The 18,048-nt window shown below is 31.7% G+C and carries 16 protein-coding genes and 1 pseudogene; all 17 read right to left on the bottom strand.

Annotation, left to right across the window (positions count from 1 at the left end; translation table 11 throughout):
- Positions 1 to 32: 32 nt before the first annotated feature.
- Positions 33 to 1,637 carry an exosporium glycoprotein BclB-related protein gene (locus tag IC213_RS17010; RefSeq protein ID WP_227863293.1) on the bottom strand — a complete coding sequence of 535 codons (1,605 nt, stop codon included), beginning with the start codon at positions 1,635 to 1,637 and terminating at the stop codon, positions 33 to 35.
- Between the two features lie 103 nt (positions 1,638 to 1,740).
- Positions 1,741 to 2,958, bottom strand: a complete 1,218-nt coding sequence (locus IC213_RS17015) for a DUF4179 domain-containing protein (RefSeq protein WP_227831783.1) — start codon at positions 2,956 to 2,958, stop codon at positions 1,741 to 1,743.
- A 56-nt stretch (positions 2,959 to 3,014) separates the two neighbouring features.
- The gene (locus IC213_RS17020) at positions 3,015 to 3,548 is read right to left on the bottom strand and encodes a sigma-70 family RNA polymerase sigma factor (protein ID WP_227481874.1); all 534 of its coding nucleotides are present in this window, start codon (positions 3,546 to 3,548) and stop codon (positions 3,015 to 3,017) included.
- A 257-nt stretch (positions 3,549 to 3,805) separates the two neighbouring features.
- On the bottom strand, positions 3,806 to 4,345 hold the full coding sequence (gene hpt, locus IC213_RS17025) for a hypoxanthine phosphoribosyltransferase (RefSeq protein WP_227433716.1): 540 nt from the start codon (positions 4,343 to 4,345) through the stop codon (positions 3,806 to 3,808).
- A 315-nt stretch (positions 4,346 to 4,660) separates the two neighbouring features.
- Positions 4,661 to 5,968 carry a serine dehydratase subunit alpha family protein gene (locus tag IC213_RS17030; RefSeq protein WP_227433715.1) on the bottom strand — a complete coding sequence of 436 codons (1,308 nt, stop codon included), beginning with the start codon at positions 5,966 to 5,968 and terminating at the stop codon, positions 4,661 to 4,663.
- A gap of 409 nt (positions 5,969 to 6,377) precedes the next feature.
- Positions 6,378 to 8,153, bottom strand: a complete 1,776-nt coding sequence (locus IC213_RS17035) for a sigma-54 interaction domain-containing protein (RefSeq protein ID WP_227433714.1) — start codon at positions 8,151 to 8,153, stop codon at positions 6,378 to 6,380.
- A 211-nt stretch (positions 8,154 to 8,364) separates the two neighbouring features.
- Entirely contained in the window at positions 8,365 to 8,934 is a 570-nt protein-coding gene (locus tag IC213_RS17040) for a class I SAM-dependent methyltransferase (protein WP_227433713.1), read from the bottom strand.
- A 183-nt stretch (positions 8,935 to 9,117) separates the two neighbouring features.
- The gene (locus tag IC213_RS17045; protein ID WP_227433712.1) at positions 9,118 to 9,753 is read right to left on the bottom strand and encodes a single-stranded DNA-binding protein; all 636 of its coding nucleotides are present in this window, start codon (positions 9,751 to 9,753) and stop codon (positions 9,118 to 9,120) included.
- A 644-nt stretch (positions 9,754 to 10,397) separates the two neighbouring features.
- Positions 10,398 to 11,279, bottom strand: a complete 882-nt coding sequence (locus IC213_RS17050; RefSeq protein ID WP_227433711.1) for a TSUP family transporter — start codon at positions 11,277 to 11,279, stop codon at positions 10,398 to 10,400.
- 118 nt (positions 11,280 to 11,397) lie between these two features.
- Positions 11,398 to 12,405 (bottom strand): proline racemase, encoded by a 1,008-nt coding sequence (locus IC213_RS17055; RefSeq protein WP_021386243.1) that lies wholly within the window; start codon positions 12,403 to 12,405, stop codon positions 11,398 to 11,400.
- 19 nt (positions 12,406 to 12,424) lie between these two features.
- Positions 12,425 to 12,898 carry a glycine/sarcosine/betaine reductase component B subunit gene (locus tag IC213_RS17060; protein WP_255606343.1) on the bottom strand — a complete coding sequence of 158 codons (474 nt, stop codon included), beginning with the start codon at positions 12,896 to 12,898 and terminating at the stop codon, positions 12,425 to 12,427.
- 26 nt (positions 12,899 to 12,924) lie between these two features.
- Positions 12,925 to 13,392 carry a glycine/sarcosine/betaine reductase component B subunit gene (locus IC213_RS21065; protein ID WP_054271688.1) on the bottom strand — a complete coding sequence of 156 codons (468 nt, stop codon included), beginning with the start codon at positions 13,390 to 13,392 and terminating at the stop codon, positions 12,925 to 12,927.
- A 14-nt stretch (positions 13,393 to 13,406) separates the two neighbouring features.
- Positions 13,407 to 14,165, bottom strand: coding sequence for a proline reductase cluster protein PrdD (gene prdD / locus IC213_RS21070; RefSeq protein ID WP_255619095.1), 759 nt, complete (start codon positions 14,163 to 14,165; stop codon positions 13,407 to 13,409).
- 79 nt (positions 14,166 to 14,244) lie between these two features.
- The gene (gene prdB, locus IC213_RS17070) at positions 14,245 to 14,970 is read right to left on the bottom strand and encodes a D-proline reductase (dithiol) protein PrdB (RefSeq protein WP_079739805.1); all 726 of its coding nucleotides are present in this window, start codon (positions 14,968 to 14,970) and stop codon (positions 14,245 to 14,247) included.
- A 40-nt stretch (positions 14,971 to 15,010) separates the two neighbouring features.
- Positions 15,011 to 15,304 (bottom strand): CBO2463/CBO2479 domain-containing protein, encoded by a 294-nt coding sequence (locus tag IC213_RS17075; RefSeq protein ID WP_227433709.1) that lies wholly within the window; start codon positions 15,302 to 15,304, stop codon positions 15,011 to 15,013.
- 81 nt (positions 15,305 to 15,385) lie between these two features.
- Entirely contained in the window at positions 15,386 to 17,266 is a 1,881-nt protein-coding gene (gene prdA / locus IC213_RS17080; protein ID WP_227863294.1) for a D-proline reductase (dithiol) proprotein PrdA, read from the bottom strand.
- Positions 17,267 to 17,576: 310 nt separating this feature from the next.
- Positions 17,577 to 17,838: pseudogene (locus tag IC213_RS21400) on the bottom strand (D-proline reductase (dithiol) proprotein PrdA); the annotation flags it as partial.
- Positions 17,839 to 18,048: the final 210 nt, after the last annotated feature.

Raw genomic sequence — 18,048 nt, forward strand, 5'->3', positions numbered from 1 at the left:
AGATACTAGAAGCCTTTTTTTAATTATATAATTTAGTTAATCGAAATTCCTGCACTTGCATATCCTGCTACAGTATTAACTAATGAAAGTCCTGACGCTGTCGCTGTAAATACTAGTAAGAATCTAGTTTGTGCTGTTACTGATATATTTAATCCTGTTACAATTCCATTAGAAACTGAACCAAGTGATAATATACCTGTAAGTGGTGGAGCCAGTGTAACTGTTGCTCCTGGTACAGCTGTAAATGAGTTGTTTGGTGCAGTTGATTCATAAAGTGTAGCTGTAATTGTGACTGTTGAACCAATAAGTGAAAGCGCTGCTGTTGTACTAAAATATGCTGAAATAGATGTTATTGTTCCAGCTCTTGGCATTGAAAATGCAAAGTTAGTCAATGTTCCTGCTGCATTTGTAAGGTCTATTACTCCACCAACTATACTTAGGCCTGGAGCTGAACTTCCAAAACCTACAAATCCTGGTGTGCCCACTAATCCACCAGCTATAGTTGTAAGTGCTAGTGGTATACCTGATGCAAAAGGTATTATAGCACTAGCTCCTGGTATTCCTGTTGCCCCTGTTGGACCTGTTGCTCCTGTTGGACCTGTTACTCCTGTTGGACCTGTTACTCCTGTTGCTCCAGCTGCTCCTGTATTTCCTGTTGCTCCTGTTGGGCCTGTTGCTCCATCTGCTCCTGTATTTCCTGTTGCCCCTGTTGGGCCTGTTGCTCCATCTGCTCCTGTATTTCCTGTTGCTCCTGTTGGGCCTGTTACTCCTGTTGCTCCAGCTGCTCCTGTATTTCCTGTTGCTCCTGTTGGACCTACCAATCCATCTGCCCCTGTATTTCCTGTTGCTCCTGTTGGGCCTGTTGCTCCATCTGCTCCTGTATTTCCTGTTGCTCCTGTTGGACCTGTTGGACCTGGTACTCCATCTGCTCCTGTGTTTCCTGTTGCTCCTGTTGCTCCTGTTGCTCCTGTTGCTCCTGTTGCTCCTGTTGCTCCTGTTGGACCTGTTGCTCCATCTGCTCCTGTTGCTCCTGTATTTCCTGTTGGACCTACCTCTCCATCTGCTCCTGTTGGACCTGTTGCTCCTACTGCTCCTGTTGGGCCTACTGCTCCATCTGCTCCTGTCGCTCCTGTATTTCCTGTTGGACCTACCTCTCCATCTGCTCCTGTTGGACCTGTTGCTCCTGTTGGACCTGCTGCTCCATCTGCTCCTGTTGGGCCTGTTGCCCCATCTACTCCTGTTGGACCTATTGCTCCATCTGGACCTGTTGCTCCTACTGCTCCTGTTGGACCTACCTCTCCATCTGCACCTGTTGGACCTGTTGCCCCTATTGCCCCTGTTGCTCCTGTTACTCCATCTGCTCCTGTTGCTCCTGTATTTCCTGTTGGGCCTGTTGCTCCTGTTGCTCCATCTGGACCCGTTGCTCCTGTTACTCCATTTGCTCCTGTTGCTCCTGTGTTTCCTGTTGGGCCTGTTATTCCATTTGCTCCTGTTGCTCCTGTATTTCCTGTTGGGCCTGTTATTCCATTTGCTCCTGTTGCCCCTGTTGCTCCCTTAGGACCTGTCGGACCTGTTGGTCCCGTTGGCCCTACATCTTGATATAAACTTGGACCTAAATTGTCTTTGTAATCATCCATATAATAAATCCTCTCTATTTTAAAATTAGAGCAATATTATACAAGTATCTAACATTGCTCTATATAATTATATGAACAGACAATTTATTATGTGATAATACATCTATTTACTTATATCAACATCTATACTTTGATTTTTAAATTCTATTATATTATTAATTTCTTTACTCCAATCTTCTATTGTTGGCGTTATTTTTAGGTTTTTAACATCTTTCTTAATTTCATACTCTAAAGAAGATTCAATATAATTACCCTTAGAGTAACTTAAGTCATAACCTCCTGCTCCACTAAGTAATTCTAAATCTTTTCCTCTTCCATCTTTAAGTGCAAACTCAAGTATCTTTGGTGTATCATCACCTTTATTGAAATTATATTTGTTAGTTTTAAATCCATAAATCACTCTGATTTTCGTAGGAGAGACTCTTACTTCTTTTAAGACTAAATCCACATCAATATTTTTATTTTTTAATTTTACATTTTTATCTACATTATAAACTCTTGTATCTTTGACTATATTTGAACCATTTATACTTGTATTAAATGTCCAATTCCCGCTAAGATAGCCATTTAGGTGTTCACCCTCTACTCCTCCCATATTTCCTATCTCTATCTCTTTTGATGTTTTTATATCTTTATTTAATTCATACTCAACTTTATTTATACTTATATTTATATCATAGTCTTTATTTAAATCCACATTTTTTAGTAAATCAAAATTTTCAATATCGCCTTTTCCATCTCCATCTTTATCCAGATTATCAAGCTTACAAGTCATAACCATATTAGTAGTACCATCTTTATTTTTTTCTGATGTGGAAGGACCTGTTATTGAAACAAAATTCATATCTCCAACCTTTATTTTGATATCATCAATTCCTAAAAATCCTTCTTGTTTCTTTAATCCCAAAGCATCTTTATCAAGTTTGCTATCATCAACACTTATATTTAAAAATAATTCTCCATCGCCAAGCATAATCTCATTTAACTTTATATCTATTCCTTTATCTGTAGCAATATTATCTACAATATTTTTATAAGGTTTAAGTTCTTCAGTATCCTTATTAAAGAAATATTCTATCTGCTTTCCAAGATGTTGCATATATGCTAATGTAGTTTCATTAGTAAATGCAGTTGAACCTAAAATAACCACTGATAATCCTCCTACTAAAGCATATCTCTTAAAATTATTCTTTTTACTATATTGAACCTTAGATTTCATTCTCTTCTTCATTTCATCTTTTTCTTTATTACTTAATACAACATCATCGTATTTTTCTATATCTATATTTGTTTCATTAAATAAATCAAATTTATCTTTCATAAAAATTCTCCTTTTATTCTATATTTTCTATATTTAAATTCTTAATTATCTTATCTCTAAACTTTCTTTTTATTTAAATGCAGCCTCAACTTCTTTCTTCCTCTTGATAATCTATTATGTAAGTTTTCAACGCTGGTTTCATTTTGTATAGCTATATCCTTTAGTGATATATCTTCTAAATAATATCTTCTAAAAATTTCTGCATCTTTATCATTTAATGTGCCTATAAGGTCATTTATTTCCTCTTCAATTTCTCTCATACTCAACTCTTTATCTATATATGGTATTTCTTCATGTTCTATATTTAAATAAGTGTTACTACTTATATACTTTTTCCTATAATTAATCGCTCTGTATTTAGAAATAGAACCTATCCAGTTTTTAAAAGAGTTTTTTTCATTATCAAATTTTTCTATGTTATTCCAAATTGCCAAAAGCACATCATCAATACATTCTTCCTCATAAATTTTAGCATTCATAAGAGTCCTTCTAACTATAGATGCTATAAAATTCCCATACTCATCTATAAGCATTTCCATACCCTTTTCTTTTTTCTTTATTATATTTTTAATTATCAATTTATCCTCCAAGTTAACTCCTCCTTTGTAAAAGCTTCTACAACTACTAATACAATTAAAAATCGTATTTCCTATCAAATTTTTAAAATTTTTTATATTTCCAAACACAGAATTAAAACTTGGATAAAACTATCAAAACAATTTTACTATGTTGGACTTATAGCTTGATATAAATAGAAGATAATTCCAAATCAGACCTAAAAATAAAAAGGTACCTCAATATAATTTATCAAAATCATATCGAGATACCTATAAAATTAAATAATTGCTTATCTATCTTCATCAGTTACATTAAATATATAAGGAACATTCCTATAGTAATCCCCAAAATCAAATCCATATCCTACTACGAATTTGTCTTCTATCTCAAACCCACAATAATCTGGTACTAAATCAACCTTTCTTCTGCTTGGCTTGTCTAAAAGTACACAACATTTTAAACTAGCAGGATTTTTAGCTTTTAGATGCTTTAAAACAAAATCCATAGTTAAGGCAGAGTCAGTAATATCGTCTACAACCAATACATCATATCCTTTTATATCAGTAGTTACATCTGAAACAACCTTAACTGTTCCAGTGCTTTCTTCACTGTTTCCATAACTAGAAGTAGTCATAAAGTTGACTCTAAGAGGTAAGTTTATATTTCTAACTAAATCTGCACAAAATATAAAACTTCCTTTTAATAGAGACACAATCATAAGATTTTTATCTTTGTAGTCCTTCTCTATAATTGCTCCTAATTCTTTTAATTTATCATTAATTTTTTCTTCTGAATACAATACTTCCCATTTTTTTGTTTCTATATCCATAAAAAGACCTCCAATTGTAATAATCCTTCTTAATTTTATAAGAGATTGCTCACTTTTTCAATACTCTTATTCAATATTAGCCAATATTATTGAGTTTTTAAGTATATTCAACAATTATTAACAAGATATTATCTATTTTAAGTAAATCATATATCTCTACTAAATCATATACTATATATTTTAGACAAAAAAGAAAAAACTTGCACTAGCAAGTTTTTCCCATTTATACATAATCATAATTTATTAGAGGGTACTAATTAAATTTATTTATATCAGCTTTACTATATATTGCAATATAAGAAATATTGTAATATATTAATCAACTTTATTCATGTCATTCATTACATTTAATATTATCTCATCTGTTATAGACATACCTTTATCACTTACTCTTCCTAAGTTTTGTATACTTTGCTCAACACTTGAACCAACTATACCATTTAATGGTGGTACAAAACAGTCTTGCTTAGCTATTATAGCACTTTGTATTGCAGCAGATGCAGCAGATGATAATTTTAATGCACAACCAGCTTTTGCTCCGTCGCATATCATTCCACTTAAGTCAGCTATCATATTTTCTATTGCACCTTCTATTTGTTTTTCGCTTCCATCCATAAGCCAAGATATACCAGCAGTTGCTCCAGTAGATGCTGCAACTCCACAGCCACATACAGCAGATAATCTACCTGTATAATTCTTAATATAACCAGTTACTAAATGAGATATAGCTAAAGCTTTTGCTAGTCTTTCATCAGATTGTGGGAATTTTTTGTTGTAAGCAACAATTGGAAGAATTGCTGTTAATCCGTGATTTCCACTACCATTTGAACTCATAACAGGCATTTTTACTCCTGCCATTCTTGCATCTGAAGCTCCAGCAGTTAACATCATTGCATAGTTTATAACATCATTACCTAAAAGACCTTCTTCCATAGACTTTTTGATTCCGTATCCAACACCAATTCCAGTCTTTTGTTTCAATCCATATTCAGCCATTTCTTCATTCATTTTTACTCCATCTAGTAAAAACTCTATATCTTTAAAATCAATGCCTTCTACATTCTTTATTAATTCTTGTATAGTTACAGTATCCATTAAGCTCTCAACTTTTTCTGCTGAAGCATTTGAAACTGATACTTTTGGTTCATTATCCAATAATACTTCTCCATCTTTTTCTAAAAATGTAAAGTTATCATGTTTAGTTCTTATTCTAACTTTAGCATTATGATTTGCTCCTTTTAATGCAACTTCTATAAAAACTTTCTCTCTTGTATCAGCAGGTGTTATTGATAAAGGAGTATTGTCCATATAATCTTCTGCTATTTTAACTTCTTCCTTTGTTAAAGTTTCTAATACACTTAATCCGTTTTCAGAATGTCCTCCTATTATCCCTAGAGCTGCTGCTATTTTTAATCCTAATCTTTCAGTTCCTGGTATACCTACACACATACCATTTTTATAGATACTAGGGCTAACTAACATATGATTTTCTACTATTTCTTCTCCTAGTAATTCTTTTGCCTTTGCACATGCTAGAGCTAAAGCTACTGGTTCAGTACATCCTACTGCTGGTTTAACCTCTGCTTTTAACATTTCCACTAATTCTTTTCTTATATCTCTCATTATATATAAACCTCCCAATTAAGTTTAATTTTAGTACTTAAATAATTTTATTAAATAATTTCTTATCTATATTTATAGCAAAATACATGCCACATTTTTTGTTTTTTTCAATTTTTTCACTTTGATATTGTATATCCATTGAAATAACTGCTTTTAATTATATATTTTTTTACTCAGATATAGATTTTATATTTTTTTTACTCGCTAAATAGACGACAATTTCGCAAAAAGACAAAAAAAAATCTCAAAATGAGATTCTATATCATTTTGAGACGATTATTATTTTAATAGTTACTATTTTTTAGATTCTCAGGATTTAAGCATCCACTACTCTTTATAGACTATTGTTATTTGTTTACATTTAAATTTTATATCACTTTTTATTGTATTCTTATATTACTTTATATCACTAAGAAATTATATTGTATTTTTCAATTTTTCTATATAATGTGGCTCTTGATATTCCAAGTGCCTTGGCTGTTAATTCTTTATCTCTTTTATAATCTTTGTATTTATTTAAAGCTTTTATTATCTCAATTTTCTCAAGTTCTTCTAATGGAATTATCTTATCACTTCTAACTTCTAATTCTTCTATTGATGTATTTTTAATCTTCTGAGGAATTACATTCATCGTAATTATTGGAGATGAAGACATATTCACACTGTATTCAATAATATTCTGCAATTCTCTTATATTCCCTGGCCACCTATATTCAATCATAGCATCGACAACCCTAGTATCTATATCGATAACATTTTTATCTAGTTTTTTTGAGTATTCTCTAATCATATGCTTTATTATAAGTGGTATATCATCTTTTCTTTCTCTTAAACTTGGGAGCTTTATTGGTATGACATTTAATCTATAATATAAATCTTCTCTAAAAGTTTCATTCTGAACCATTTTTTCTAAATCTTTATTTGTCGCAGCAATAATTCTTACATCTATAAGAACATTGGATTTACTACCAATCTTGTTGAGCTCTTTTTCTTGTAATACCCTCAACAACTTTGACTGTAAATGCAAGCTCATATCTCCTATTTCATCTAAAAATATGCTTCCTTTATGGGCTATTTCAAACATACCAAGTTTTCCACCTTTTTTAGCCCCTGTAAAAGCACCTTCTTCATATCCAAATAATTCACTCTCTAATAAATTATCTGGTATCGCTGCACAGTTTACAGCTATAAAAGGATTATCTACCCTATTACTATGGTTGTGTATAGCTCTTGCAAATAGCTCTTTACCTGTTCCACTTTCACCAGTAATAAGTACTGTTGAAGTAGATTTAGAAGCCATTAAGGCTTCTTTTTTTGAATTTCTTATAGCCATACTCTCTCCAATTATATTTTCCAGTTTTATCTTATAATCTTTATTCATCTTATTGTAGTTTTTTATAGCATCTCTTTTATCTATAAAGTCAATAACATATCCTTTTAGTTCATTTTTTAATACTATTTTATTGATGTTATATATCCCTTTTGAATCATATCCGTATCTCCTATAAAAAAAGCTACATGATTTGTCCTTCTTAAAGTTATTTATAGAAGGTTTCTTTATAAAATCTAGCTCAGTGAATATATCTTTCCCAGTTATATTGTCCTTTAGATTGAAAAGCTCTTTAAACTTTGAATTATATTTATCAATCTTACCATCTACATCAATGGACACAACAGCTTTATCCATATTGTTTAATAAAGTCTCTAATTTTTTCTTTTCTAATTCTAGTTCGTACGTTTTAATTTGAGCTTTTAGTTTATTGGATATCAAGTCTGCCATCTTACATAAAAAGTTTATAAGTCCACTTTTATTATTTTCTATAATCTGTGCTTGTTCTTTCGTAAATGCTATAAGACCTATAACACCATGAGACTCTCCATCACATATAATTGGGCAACATACTTCTGCAAACTCCACACAGACATTATTTTTATAACATTCTCTACATATATCACTGCTCTTTGGGTCATCAATTAGTATTGTAATTTGTTCTGTAAGTGACTTTTTAAAAGCTGTATATTTATCTACTTTTTCACCTATTTTATCTACATATATACCTGTCCCCGCAATCCTAAATAAGTCTCTATTTACTATAGTTACATCTATATTGAGTACTGAAACTATAGCTTCAGCTATGTTCTGAATATCAGATTTTATATATTCTAAATCTATCATAGTTATCATTCCTTATTTTTTCTTAACATAAGTATTTGTCTTATTTCCTTAAGGATTAAATATATCTTATTTAAAGTAAATTGAATTGACATTAGGATTACAAAGAGCATAACAATTATTATTAACTCATAATTTATTTCCATATCTACATCTCCTTATAACAAAAGACTAGGCTTAACCTAGTCTTTTATATTATATCCATATTTATATTTTAACTCATTTATCTTCTTTTTCCCACATAAATATATTTTAATTTATTTGACTCTTTAATCATACCATCAAAATTTAATCTTGAAAATATATTAAATACTTCATGTGGATAGTGAATCTTTGCTACAGAACCACAAAATTTATGCTTAAGATAGTTTAGTTTAACTTTTAAATTTTTTAAGTTTAAATCTTCTAATATAACCTCTCCATTACCTTTTAAAACTCTTTGTATTTCAGATGAAGCTTTTTCACAATCTGTAATAACATTAAATTGGTCTACTATTATTATCTTGTTGAACTGATTATCATCAAACGGCAAAAACTCTAACTTACCTTTAACTACATTGCAATTTTCATTATATACTAAAGAATAACATACATCTTCATAGTTACTATTCTCTAGTATAGTCACAGAAGTACCAAGACCTCTTAATCTCTTGCCTAGGTTTCCTATATGGCCAACAAGCAATATTTTATCCCCTACATTATACTCAATTGTATCCAAAAAACATTCTAATTCATCAGATGTATATTTAGCTTTAACTGGCTGTCTATTTATCTGATATAATATGCTTTTCACAATGCTTCACCTCTTCATTTTCTCAATTATAAATTATGTACAGATTACATTATAATAAATGGCGAGCAACTATTCAAGAGATATTTCATTAGTATTTTTTTAAACAATCTTTATTTATTTTTAATATATTATTATAGCAAATTTATTAGTTTTTTTAATGAAAAAACAATATATTTTTAATATTTAATCATTATTATTTTCATCTAATTTTTTTATTTTTGATATAGATACTTCATATGCCATTTTTTTCACTACATTATCCTCATCTATTTTTTTCTCATACTCTCTACTTTGAACTCTACCCCAAAGCTGTATTCTATCACCAACTTTTAAGTTTTTTGCAAACTTTGCATTTCTCCCCCAGACTATTGATGGTATATAATCAGATTTATTATAAGGTCTGTTTATAGCTACCAATAAATCAGTTATTTCCCTTCCTAAAGGAGTTTTCCTATACACAGGCTCTTTACATACATACCCATCTAGAAATATGCTGTTTGGGTCTTTATTTTCCTCTTCTATAGCCTTTATTTCTCTAACAAATACTGTAAGCACTAATCTATTTTTATTATTTAAGGTTTTATTATATGATCTCAATTGACCTACAACATTGACTAAATTTTGTTTATTGATATCAATATCTTGAAGAAGTCTCTCTGACACAGTCATAGGAAGTGTATCAAAGGAATCACTTAGTCTGTTTATCTTTATTTTCACATTATAAAATTTCTCTCCAAATATCTCATGACTAAATTCTAGCTTATTGTCTAACTCCCCTCTTAAGTTTACTACGTTATTCTCATCTTTAACAGCTATCATATTTTATCCCTCCACAATTGTTAATTCTTATATTTCTGGTATCAGCTTATATAATAAATATATTTGTGAGTGATGTATTTTATTACAAATCTTTGATTGCTGTTTAAAACTTTTTATTTATTTATAAATTTCATTTAATCTTTTGATTTAAAGTTTGTAAAACTATTATGGATTCATACAATATATTATTTATTTTAATCAAAATTAATTATTAAATTACTCCTTATCTACTTTTAAGTCATATATAACTCAAGGCTAATTTATACACATAAGCAATATCAATATTTCAAATTAATTCAAATGATTCAGATAACTATCAAGTCATTATAAACTCAATTTTCTTAAATTATAAGTTATATTCGACTTATTATACTAATATTTTTGTTAATATACATCAATATATTAACTTTTTTTCTTATATCTAGTATTAAATTTAAATATTTAACTTCAGTTTACACCTTAACTTTAGAAAATATAGCTATATTTATACTTAATTTACTAAACTTATATATATGTTGTATAATTGGCACACTAATTGCTTTATATAATTATATCTAATAAATAAAAAACTGCCTTAGAACATTAATATTAACGTTCCAAAGCAGTTTATAATTTTTATTGTTAGCTGTAATATTTAATAAATACTAAGCAGTCTTTTTATTTTTATTTGCAGCCATTATCATTGTAGCAGAAGTGTAAGCTATAACTATTATTACTAATGCTTTTAATATATCCATTGGTAAAGTTTTTACTATATATGCTGCTACGAAAACCCCTATTAAACCACAGATAGCTATTATAACTGATGCTTTTTTAGTATATGCATCTTCTTTTATGAATTTCATACTTGCAACTGGCATTAATAATGCACAAGAACCCATAACTATTGGGAACGCAACTTTTGCAGACATTCCTAAGAAGTAAACCATTGCCATACCTGGAGCATATAGTCCTATACCAGCTGTCATTAAAGCACCTAGTATAAAGTTACCTACTACACCTATTACTAACTTAACACCAGTAAGACCTAATTCATTTCCTCCACCTGGTAATACATTAACCCAAGGATGACCTAATAACATTAATATTGCTGTTAATGCTAGAGTCACACCCATAACCATTTGTATCTTTCTTTCGTCCATTTTAGCTATTATTCCTGCACCTATATATGAACCAACTGCTGCTGCTACAACCATAGATACTAGAGTTACACCATCAACTGGTATGATTGATGTAAATATAAATGCTTCAGTAACAACTGGAATAGTATGTGCTACGTTTAACGTACCAGGCATTTTCTTATCTGGTATGTTTAATTTTAAAGCTTTTGACATTGCTATTGTTGGAGCAAATGAGCCTATTCCTAATGTATCAAAAAAATCTGTTATAAATCCTGTTACAGCAACTTTTGGAGTACTTTGTTCTTCTAGTTTCCCCTCTTTGTTTGCTTTAGCTACGTCTTTACCAAATACAACTGCAAAGATTGCTGCGAATACTACGTATAATGCCTTTAAGATTGCTACCATAATCCATCCTCCTGTTTTTTTATTTTTTTATATATGCTGAATCTTATAGCCTAAAAGCTATAGAATAGTAACCAGCAATAGGTTACTATTCTATTTTAATTTCCCAATTTATTTGTTTCTATTTAAGAATAAATCCATGTTTAAGTGGATCTTCTTCATCTATTACAAAGTGATTAAATCCAGTTATATAAGCAGAACCACTTATTTTAGGTACTACAGCATTGAAATCTGCAACTTTAGTTTCTTCAACTATTTCACCTTTGAATAAAGTTCCTAATATACTTTCATATACGAATTTTTCTCCTACTTTTAATTCACCTTTAGCATGTAAAGTAGCTAATTTAGCACTTGTTCCAGTTCCACATGGAGATCTGTCAACTTGACCTTGACCAAATATAACTACGTTTTTGTAAGTAGCTTCTGGATGAGTTGGCTCATCATATATTTCAACTAAATCTACAGTTTTTATATGAGCTAAAGTTGGATGTTGTATTTCTATTTTTTCGTTTATTATATCTCTAAGTTTCATAGCTAGTTCAGTTAATTTACCAGCATTTTGAGGTTCTATTTTTAAACCTAATTGACTTGCATGTATTATAGCAAAGAAGCTTCCACCAAATGATATATCAAATTTAACTGTTCCAACACCTGGTAAGTCAACTTCAACACCTTCTTTATATAAGAAAGCTGGTACGTTTAAGAATGATACTTCTTTAGCTTTTCCATCTACAACTGTAACGTCTCCTCTTATTATTCCTGCTGGAGCTTCCATAACTACATGAGTTATAGGCTCTACTGCTGGAACTACACCTGTTTCTATCGCTGCTGTCATAGCTCCTATTGTACCATGGCCACACATGTTAAGGTATCCGCCACCGTCCATGAAGATTATTCCAAAGTCAGCATCTGGGCAACAAGGTTGAGTCATTACAGAACCAAACATATCATTATGTCCTCTTGGCTCTAACATTATAGCAGTTCTTAAATAATCTAGATTTTTTTCTAAATATTCTTTTTTCTCAGGCATAGAATTTCCTTTTATGTTAGGTATTCCACCTACAACTATTCTAGTTGCTTCTCCTGCTGTATGAGAGTCTATAGCTTGTATACTTCTGCTAAATTTCATATCAAATTCCCCCTTAGGTTTATTTTGCGTTTTTACGCATTTTTAGTTTTAGAAAAGCTAATGCTTTTTTTACATCAACTTCATCCAAGTGATTGTCTCCAACTACTTCTGTTTCTATGTAGCCTGTTGTCTTTTTATAATCAATTATGGTAGCTTTATCTAAGTACTGATTGGTAACTACTAGACCATCTGCTCCCATAATAGTAAGACCTACTGTAGGTATGTCTGATTTTACAAACTCTGATATAGCATTTGTAAAATCAATATGCTGGTTTCCTGCCATATCTAAGGTTATAATCACTCCATCAGGTCGCAATGCTTCAACCCATCTTCCAAGCCTGGCTGATAAAAAAGATTTCCATTCATTGTGCTCTGATGTACCAACTACAACTACTCCTAGCAAGTCTACGTCAGGATCATTGTCTATTAAATCAAGTAATGGGTCTCTAAAAATCTGAAGTGATGTGTTTTTCATTGATGTAGAAATTCCCACAAAACTCATCCCCTTACTTAAATTTTTTATCCATGCTTTCTCATTTTTAATTTTAAAAATGCCAAAGCTTTTTTAGCATCAATCTCATTTGTGTTGTTTTCTCCAACAACTTCTGTCTCAATACCTTCTTTTGATTTGTTCATATCAACTATGGTATTCATATATTGATTGCTTACAACAAACTTAGCTTGAGTACCATTAAATGTTACTCCAACTACAGGTATATCTCTTTTTCCTATTTCTTCAAATGTATTAGCATAGTCAACATGTGAGTTTCCCCAACCATCTGAAGAGACTATAGCTCCATCTACTCTCATAGCTTCCAGCCAAGCAGCTGTTCTCTGTCCTACAAAAGTTTTATTTTCATTTCCATCTGGAGTTCCTACTACTATTACTCCAAGTAAATCTACATCCTTATCACTTTCAACTATATCCAAAAGTGGGTCTCTAAAGTGATGAAGAGATGTTTCTTTTGTTGAAGGTCCTATTCCCATAATATCCACCTCTCTTAAGTCATAGCTCTAAGGGCACCATCTCTATATTCATTAGGAGATATAATCATAGGTACATTTCCCATATCTATAATTGATGTTCCTCCTTCAAAACCACTAGGTTCCTTTGAGAATAACTGATTGTCATACATAGCCCCTTGACCTGCTATTTGTTTTACTATGACAACCTTTTTTGCATTTGGTCGAATTTTGTCAAAATATTCACGAACTTGAGTAGCATTTCTTCCGTCTTCCATTTTCAAAGACGTTCTTATTTCTTGTATAAAATCATCACATGCTTTAAATGCTGAAAGTGGAAGTGTTCTTTCGAAAGGTAAACCTCCCTTAAGAGTTACATCCACATGGATTATATAGTCTTCAACTGATGGAGTCCCATATCTCCCAAACACCATTTGTTCACTCAAAATTCCTTCTGAAGAACCAAATTCATGCATTTGATTTCCATCTTCGTCTGCACCAGTTAGCATTACATATACACCAGTTAAAGTATGTGTAATTCCCTCTCCCAATCTGCCTAAAACTTTGGTTGATATTGGTATAATGTCCATAATAGTATTAATTTCCCTGTCATAGTCTCCAGGTTTTATAATATCTACTTTTATATCTGTTATTAAATCTTCTCTTGCTTTTATTTCATCTATACTTGATAAATCAATTGTAAGTACATCTTTCTTTATAGAAGTTTTTGAACCGAAATTAACTTCATTCATATGAAACGGTTTTATAACAAGTCTTCTCATTATTTTTTCTTCCATAATAGCCACCTTTGTTCTTAAAACCCCTCTCCTACTTATGTAGGAGAAGGGTTTTGTATTTTCAAATATAAAGTACATTTTAAACGTGAGCTTTATATTCGTATGGTAATGGAACTATCTTACCAGCAGATGGTATAGCAACTAATTGCTCTAATGTATCTCTTAATATATGTGTTTGCATTTCTATGTTATGTGGTTCACCAGCATTAGCACCCATTGGAACTAATGGAGCAACTGCTCTAGGAGTTCCGTTTTGTCTAACTACTGGAGGAAGAGCTGCGATTATTATTGTAGGTATTCCAGCTTCCTCTATTGCTCTCTGCACGATCACGGCAGTTCTATGGCAAGTACCTCAGCCAGCTGTCATGACTACACCGTCTACTCCCTCTTCTTTAAGTTTAGCAGCGATAGCAGGACCAGTTTCTTCAGTGAAGACATGTTGGTTTCCTCCACCACCCATGAATGCATAGTGCATAGGAGCTACTGCTTTTATAAATCCTTCTGCAGCTAATTCATGTAGTCTATCTATAGGGAACATACAGTTTATATCTTTATTTACATCTCCATTATCGTATCCACCATGTGATACCATCATTTCATCAACTGTAGCTGTGTTAGGTACAGCTCTAAAAGTAGTATCTCCTGCTAGATTGAATCTCTTGTCAGATTTTAAGTGAACACCAGCTGCTGTAGCTAAAGCTATAGTCATATCTTTTAATTCTTTAGTTACAGGAGTCCAAACTGGAGGAGGTGTTATTGGAACAAATATTTCAGATTGAAGTCCTTGTACTGTTGTAAGGCTCATATATTTCCTCTCCCTTCTATTTTCAAACGATTAATTATTATTATTTTTCTTCTTCTTGCTTCTTTTTAGCTTGCATTTCTGCTTGCTTTTCTTTTTCTCTCCTAATATTTTCTACATACTCATGATTAGGTTCTGGACTTAATACCTCAGGATAGCTTAGCATGAATCCAACCTCTTGACCTATCTTAAGTTCGTAGTCAGTTATAAGCATTCTATTAGGTATTTTAAATTGTCCAAGTCTACCTTTTAGGTCTATAGTTACTCCACCACCCATGATTTCGACTATAACACCCTCATAAAAAGTCTCTGATGAGATATATTTTAATCTATCCATTATAATTTTACCTCTCTATACTTATTTTAAACTTGGATCTAAATTTATATTGTTATCTAAATCTTAGTTATTATCTAAATTTTAGTTTTCGTCTTTTTCGTATATTTCTCTTCTCTTCTTACTCATTGGTAAAGATTGCTCATTATCTTCTAATACTATTTTTTCTCCTGTAGCTTTTTCTATAGCCTCTATGTTATTTAACTTAACATTTGGATTCCATTTTCTTTCAGGAGCTTTAACTTCTACACCTGCAATAGCATTTTTAAGCATAGCCATGATTCTTATAGCCTCTTCTGGAGCTAATGTATTGTTTGATAATATTTCATTTTCTATACCTTGCTTAGACTTGTTATTGTCTACCATGTGAGTCATGTATTTATTACCAACAACTAGAGCACCTTGAACTGCTGAATAAGTTACACCAACTACTGGTATACCTCTCATACCTATTTGCTCTATGTGAGATGCGAAATCTATATGGTTGTTTCCGAAACCTTCAGTAGTTACTACAGCTCCATCAACCTCCATAGCTTCAACTAACATACCTAATCTCTTAGATACATAGAATTTCTCAGCATTTACTTGTGGAGAACCAACAAATACAACACCTACTAAATCTATTTCTTCATCTTGCATAGCTCTTATTACTAATGGCTCTCTCCAGTAATGTCTTGACATTTCTTTTGATGCAGGTCCTATACAAGTTAATGCATGGATACCACCATCTAATACTTCAAGTGGAGATAATACAACTGGCATGTTTCCTAAGTCAACGTTTGGTTGAGCTCCTAATGTACCAACTGGTTCAACTGGTAATATTAAGTTATCATGCATTGCACCTTGTCCCATTATTTCTTTTATAACAACAACTTTCTTTTTACCTTCTCTTCTATATTGCTCGATTACTTCTTCGTCTACTACTAAAGAGTTGTCAACTTTCTTTAAAGCTTCTCTTATCTCTTGAGTTATATAATCAAAAGCACGGTGAGCAGCTAAAGGTCCTGGTCTTTCCATGTTAGTTCCAGCTTTTATTGTTACTTGACCTTTGATGAATATTTCACCTTTGTCAGCAGCACCTGGTCTACCCCACATTATAGTAGTGTTTAATTCACCTTCTGAAGAACCGAATTCACCTATTTGAACTCCATCTTCATCTGTACCAGTTAATACCATTATAGCTCCATCTATAACTCTTGTTATACCTGAACCTAATTCGCCTTCTTCTTTAGTAGCGATTGGTTGTATATCTAATACAGCCTCACTGTAAGTTTCATACTTATCAGGAGTTATTATTTCTAATTTAACATCAACAACTAATTCTTGAGTGTCATTAGCTTCCTTACATATTTCTGCTGCATTTCTGATGTATAAAGTAGTTCCTTCTATTTTAGTTTCATCAGCAAATTCAACTTTGTCTATTTTAAAGTGTTTTTTAGTTAAACTTCTTAATAATTTCTTTTCTTCAGCTTTTGGAGCTACTTCTGCTACTGCACCTGCTACTGGAGCAGCAACGTTTGCTACTGGAGCAACAACTCCCGCTTGACCAGCTACTGATAAAGGTATTTCTAAGCTTATATCTTTACCTTCACCTATGTGTATTTTAACTGTTTCACCTAAAACTCCTGTGCTTACTGGCACTACTGCTTCTAAAGCTGCTGGAGCTTCTTCTACTACTGCTTCTTCTACTACTACTTCTTTAGCTTCTCCTGCTTTGTATCCTTCTACATTTTCTGTAGTCATTGGAGATAGAGCATCTAAAGTTTCTTTTAACTTAGCTCCTAGTACTTGACCTATAGTTAATCCATTTTCTGGTATTGTTAATAATCCAGAATCCTCTAAGTCTGCAAATATTGCTGGATCTTCTAAGTTTTCTGGTGCTATTATTGTTCCCGCTTCAAATCTACAACAACATACTGCTGGGTCATTTGCATGGGCTTGAGCTGTTTCTAAAGTTATTGACATAGTATAAAATACCTCCTTACATTATTTTCTTATTTATTATTTTAAATCTCGATTCCTCAACAGGTAACCCCTTAACTGAGGAATCAAGTAAATTAAAACCGGCTTTAATAGTTATATTTCAACTATTATTTTTGTGGTACTACTCCCATTTGAGCAGCTATTTTCAAAGGTATTTCTAAGTTTATATCTTTACCTTCTTTTATGTGTATTTTTATTACTTGACCTGTTGTAGCTTGAACTGTAGCACCTTGAGCTGGCGTTACTTGAGCTACTGGAGCTTCTACTTCTTTAGCAGATTCTTCAGCATCTGTTTTTGCTACTTTATATCCTTCTACATTATCTGTAGTCATTGGAGATAATGCGTCTAAAGTTTTTGTTAATTTAGCTCCTAATACTTGACCAACTGTTAAATGATTTTCTGGAATAACTAATAATCCTGAATCTTCTAAATCTCCAAATATTGCTGGGTCTTCTAAGTTTTCTGGTGCTATTATTGTTCCTTCTTCAAATCTACAGCAGCATACTGCTGGATCATTTGCATGGGCTTGAGCTGTTTCTAAAGTTATTGACATAATAAAATGCCTCCTTCATTTGATTTTTAATTTATATTGATGCCCTAACACTCTTAATAATTAACATATTTACTGTTCCCTACTAACAGCCCTAAGTGTTAAAACTTTTCAACTTACATAAATCGTCATAATTAATACTATTTTTTTCTCATTTGAAGTCACTTTATATATAAGCAATTCCTATGCCAACTTATTAACAAAAAGATATTT

This window comes from Clostridioides sp. ES-S-0049-02, from assembly GCF_020658465.1.
GTDB lineage: Bacteria > Bacillota > Clostridia > Peptostreptococcales > Peptostreptococcaceae > Clostridioides.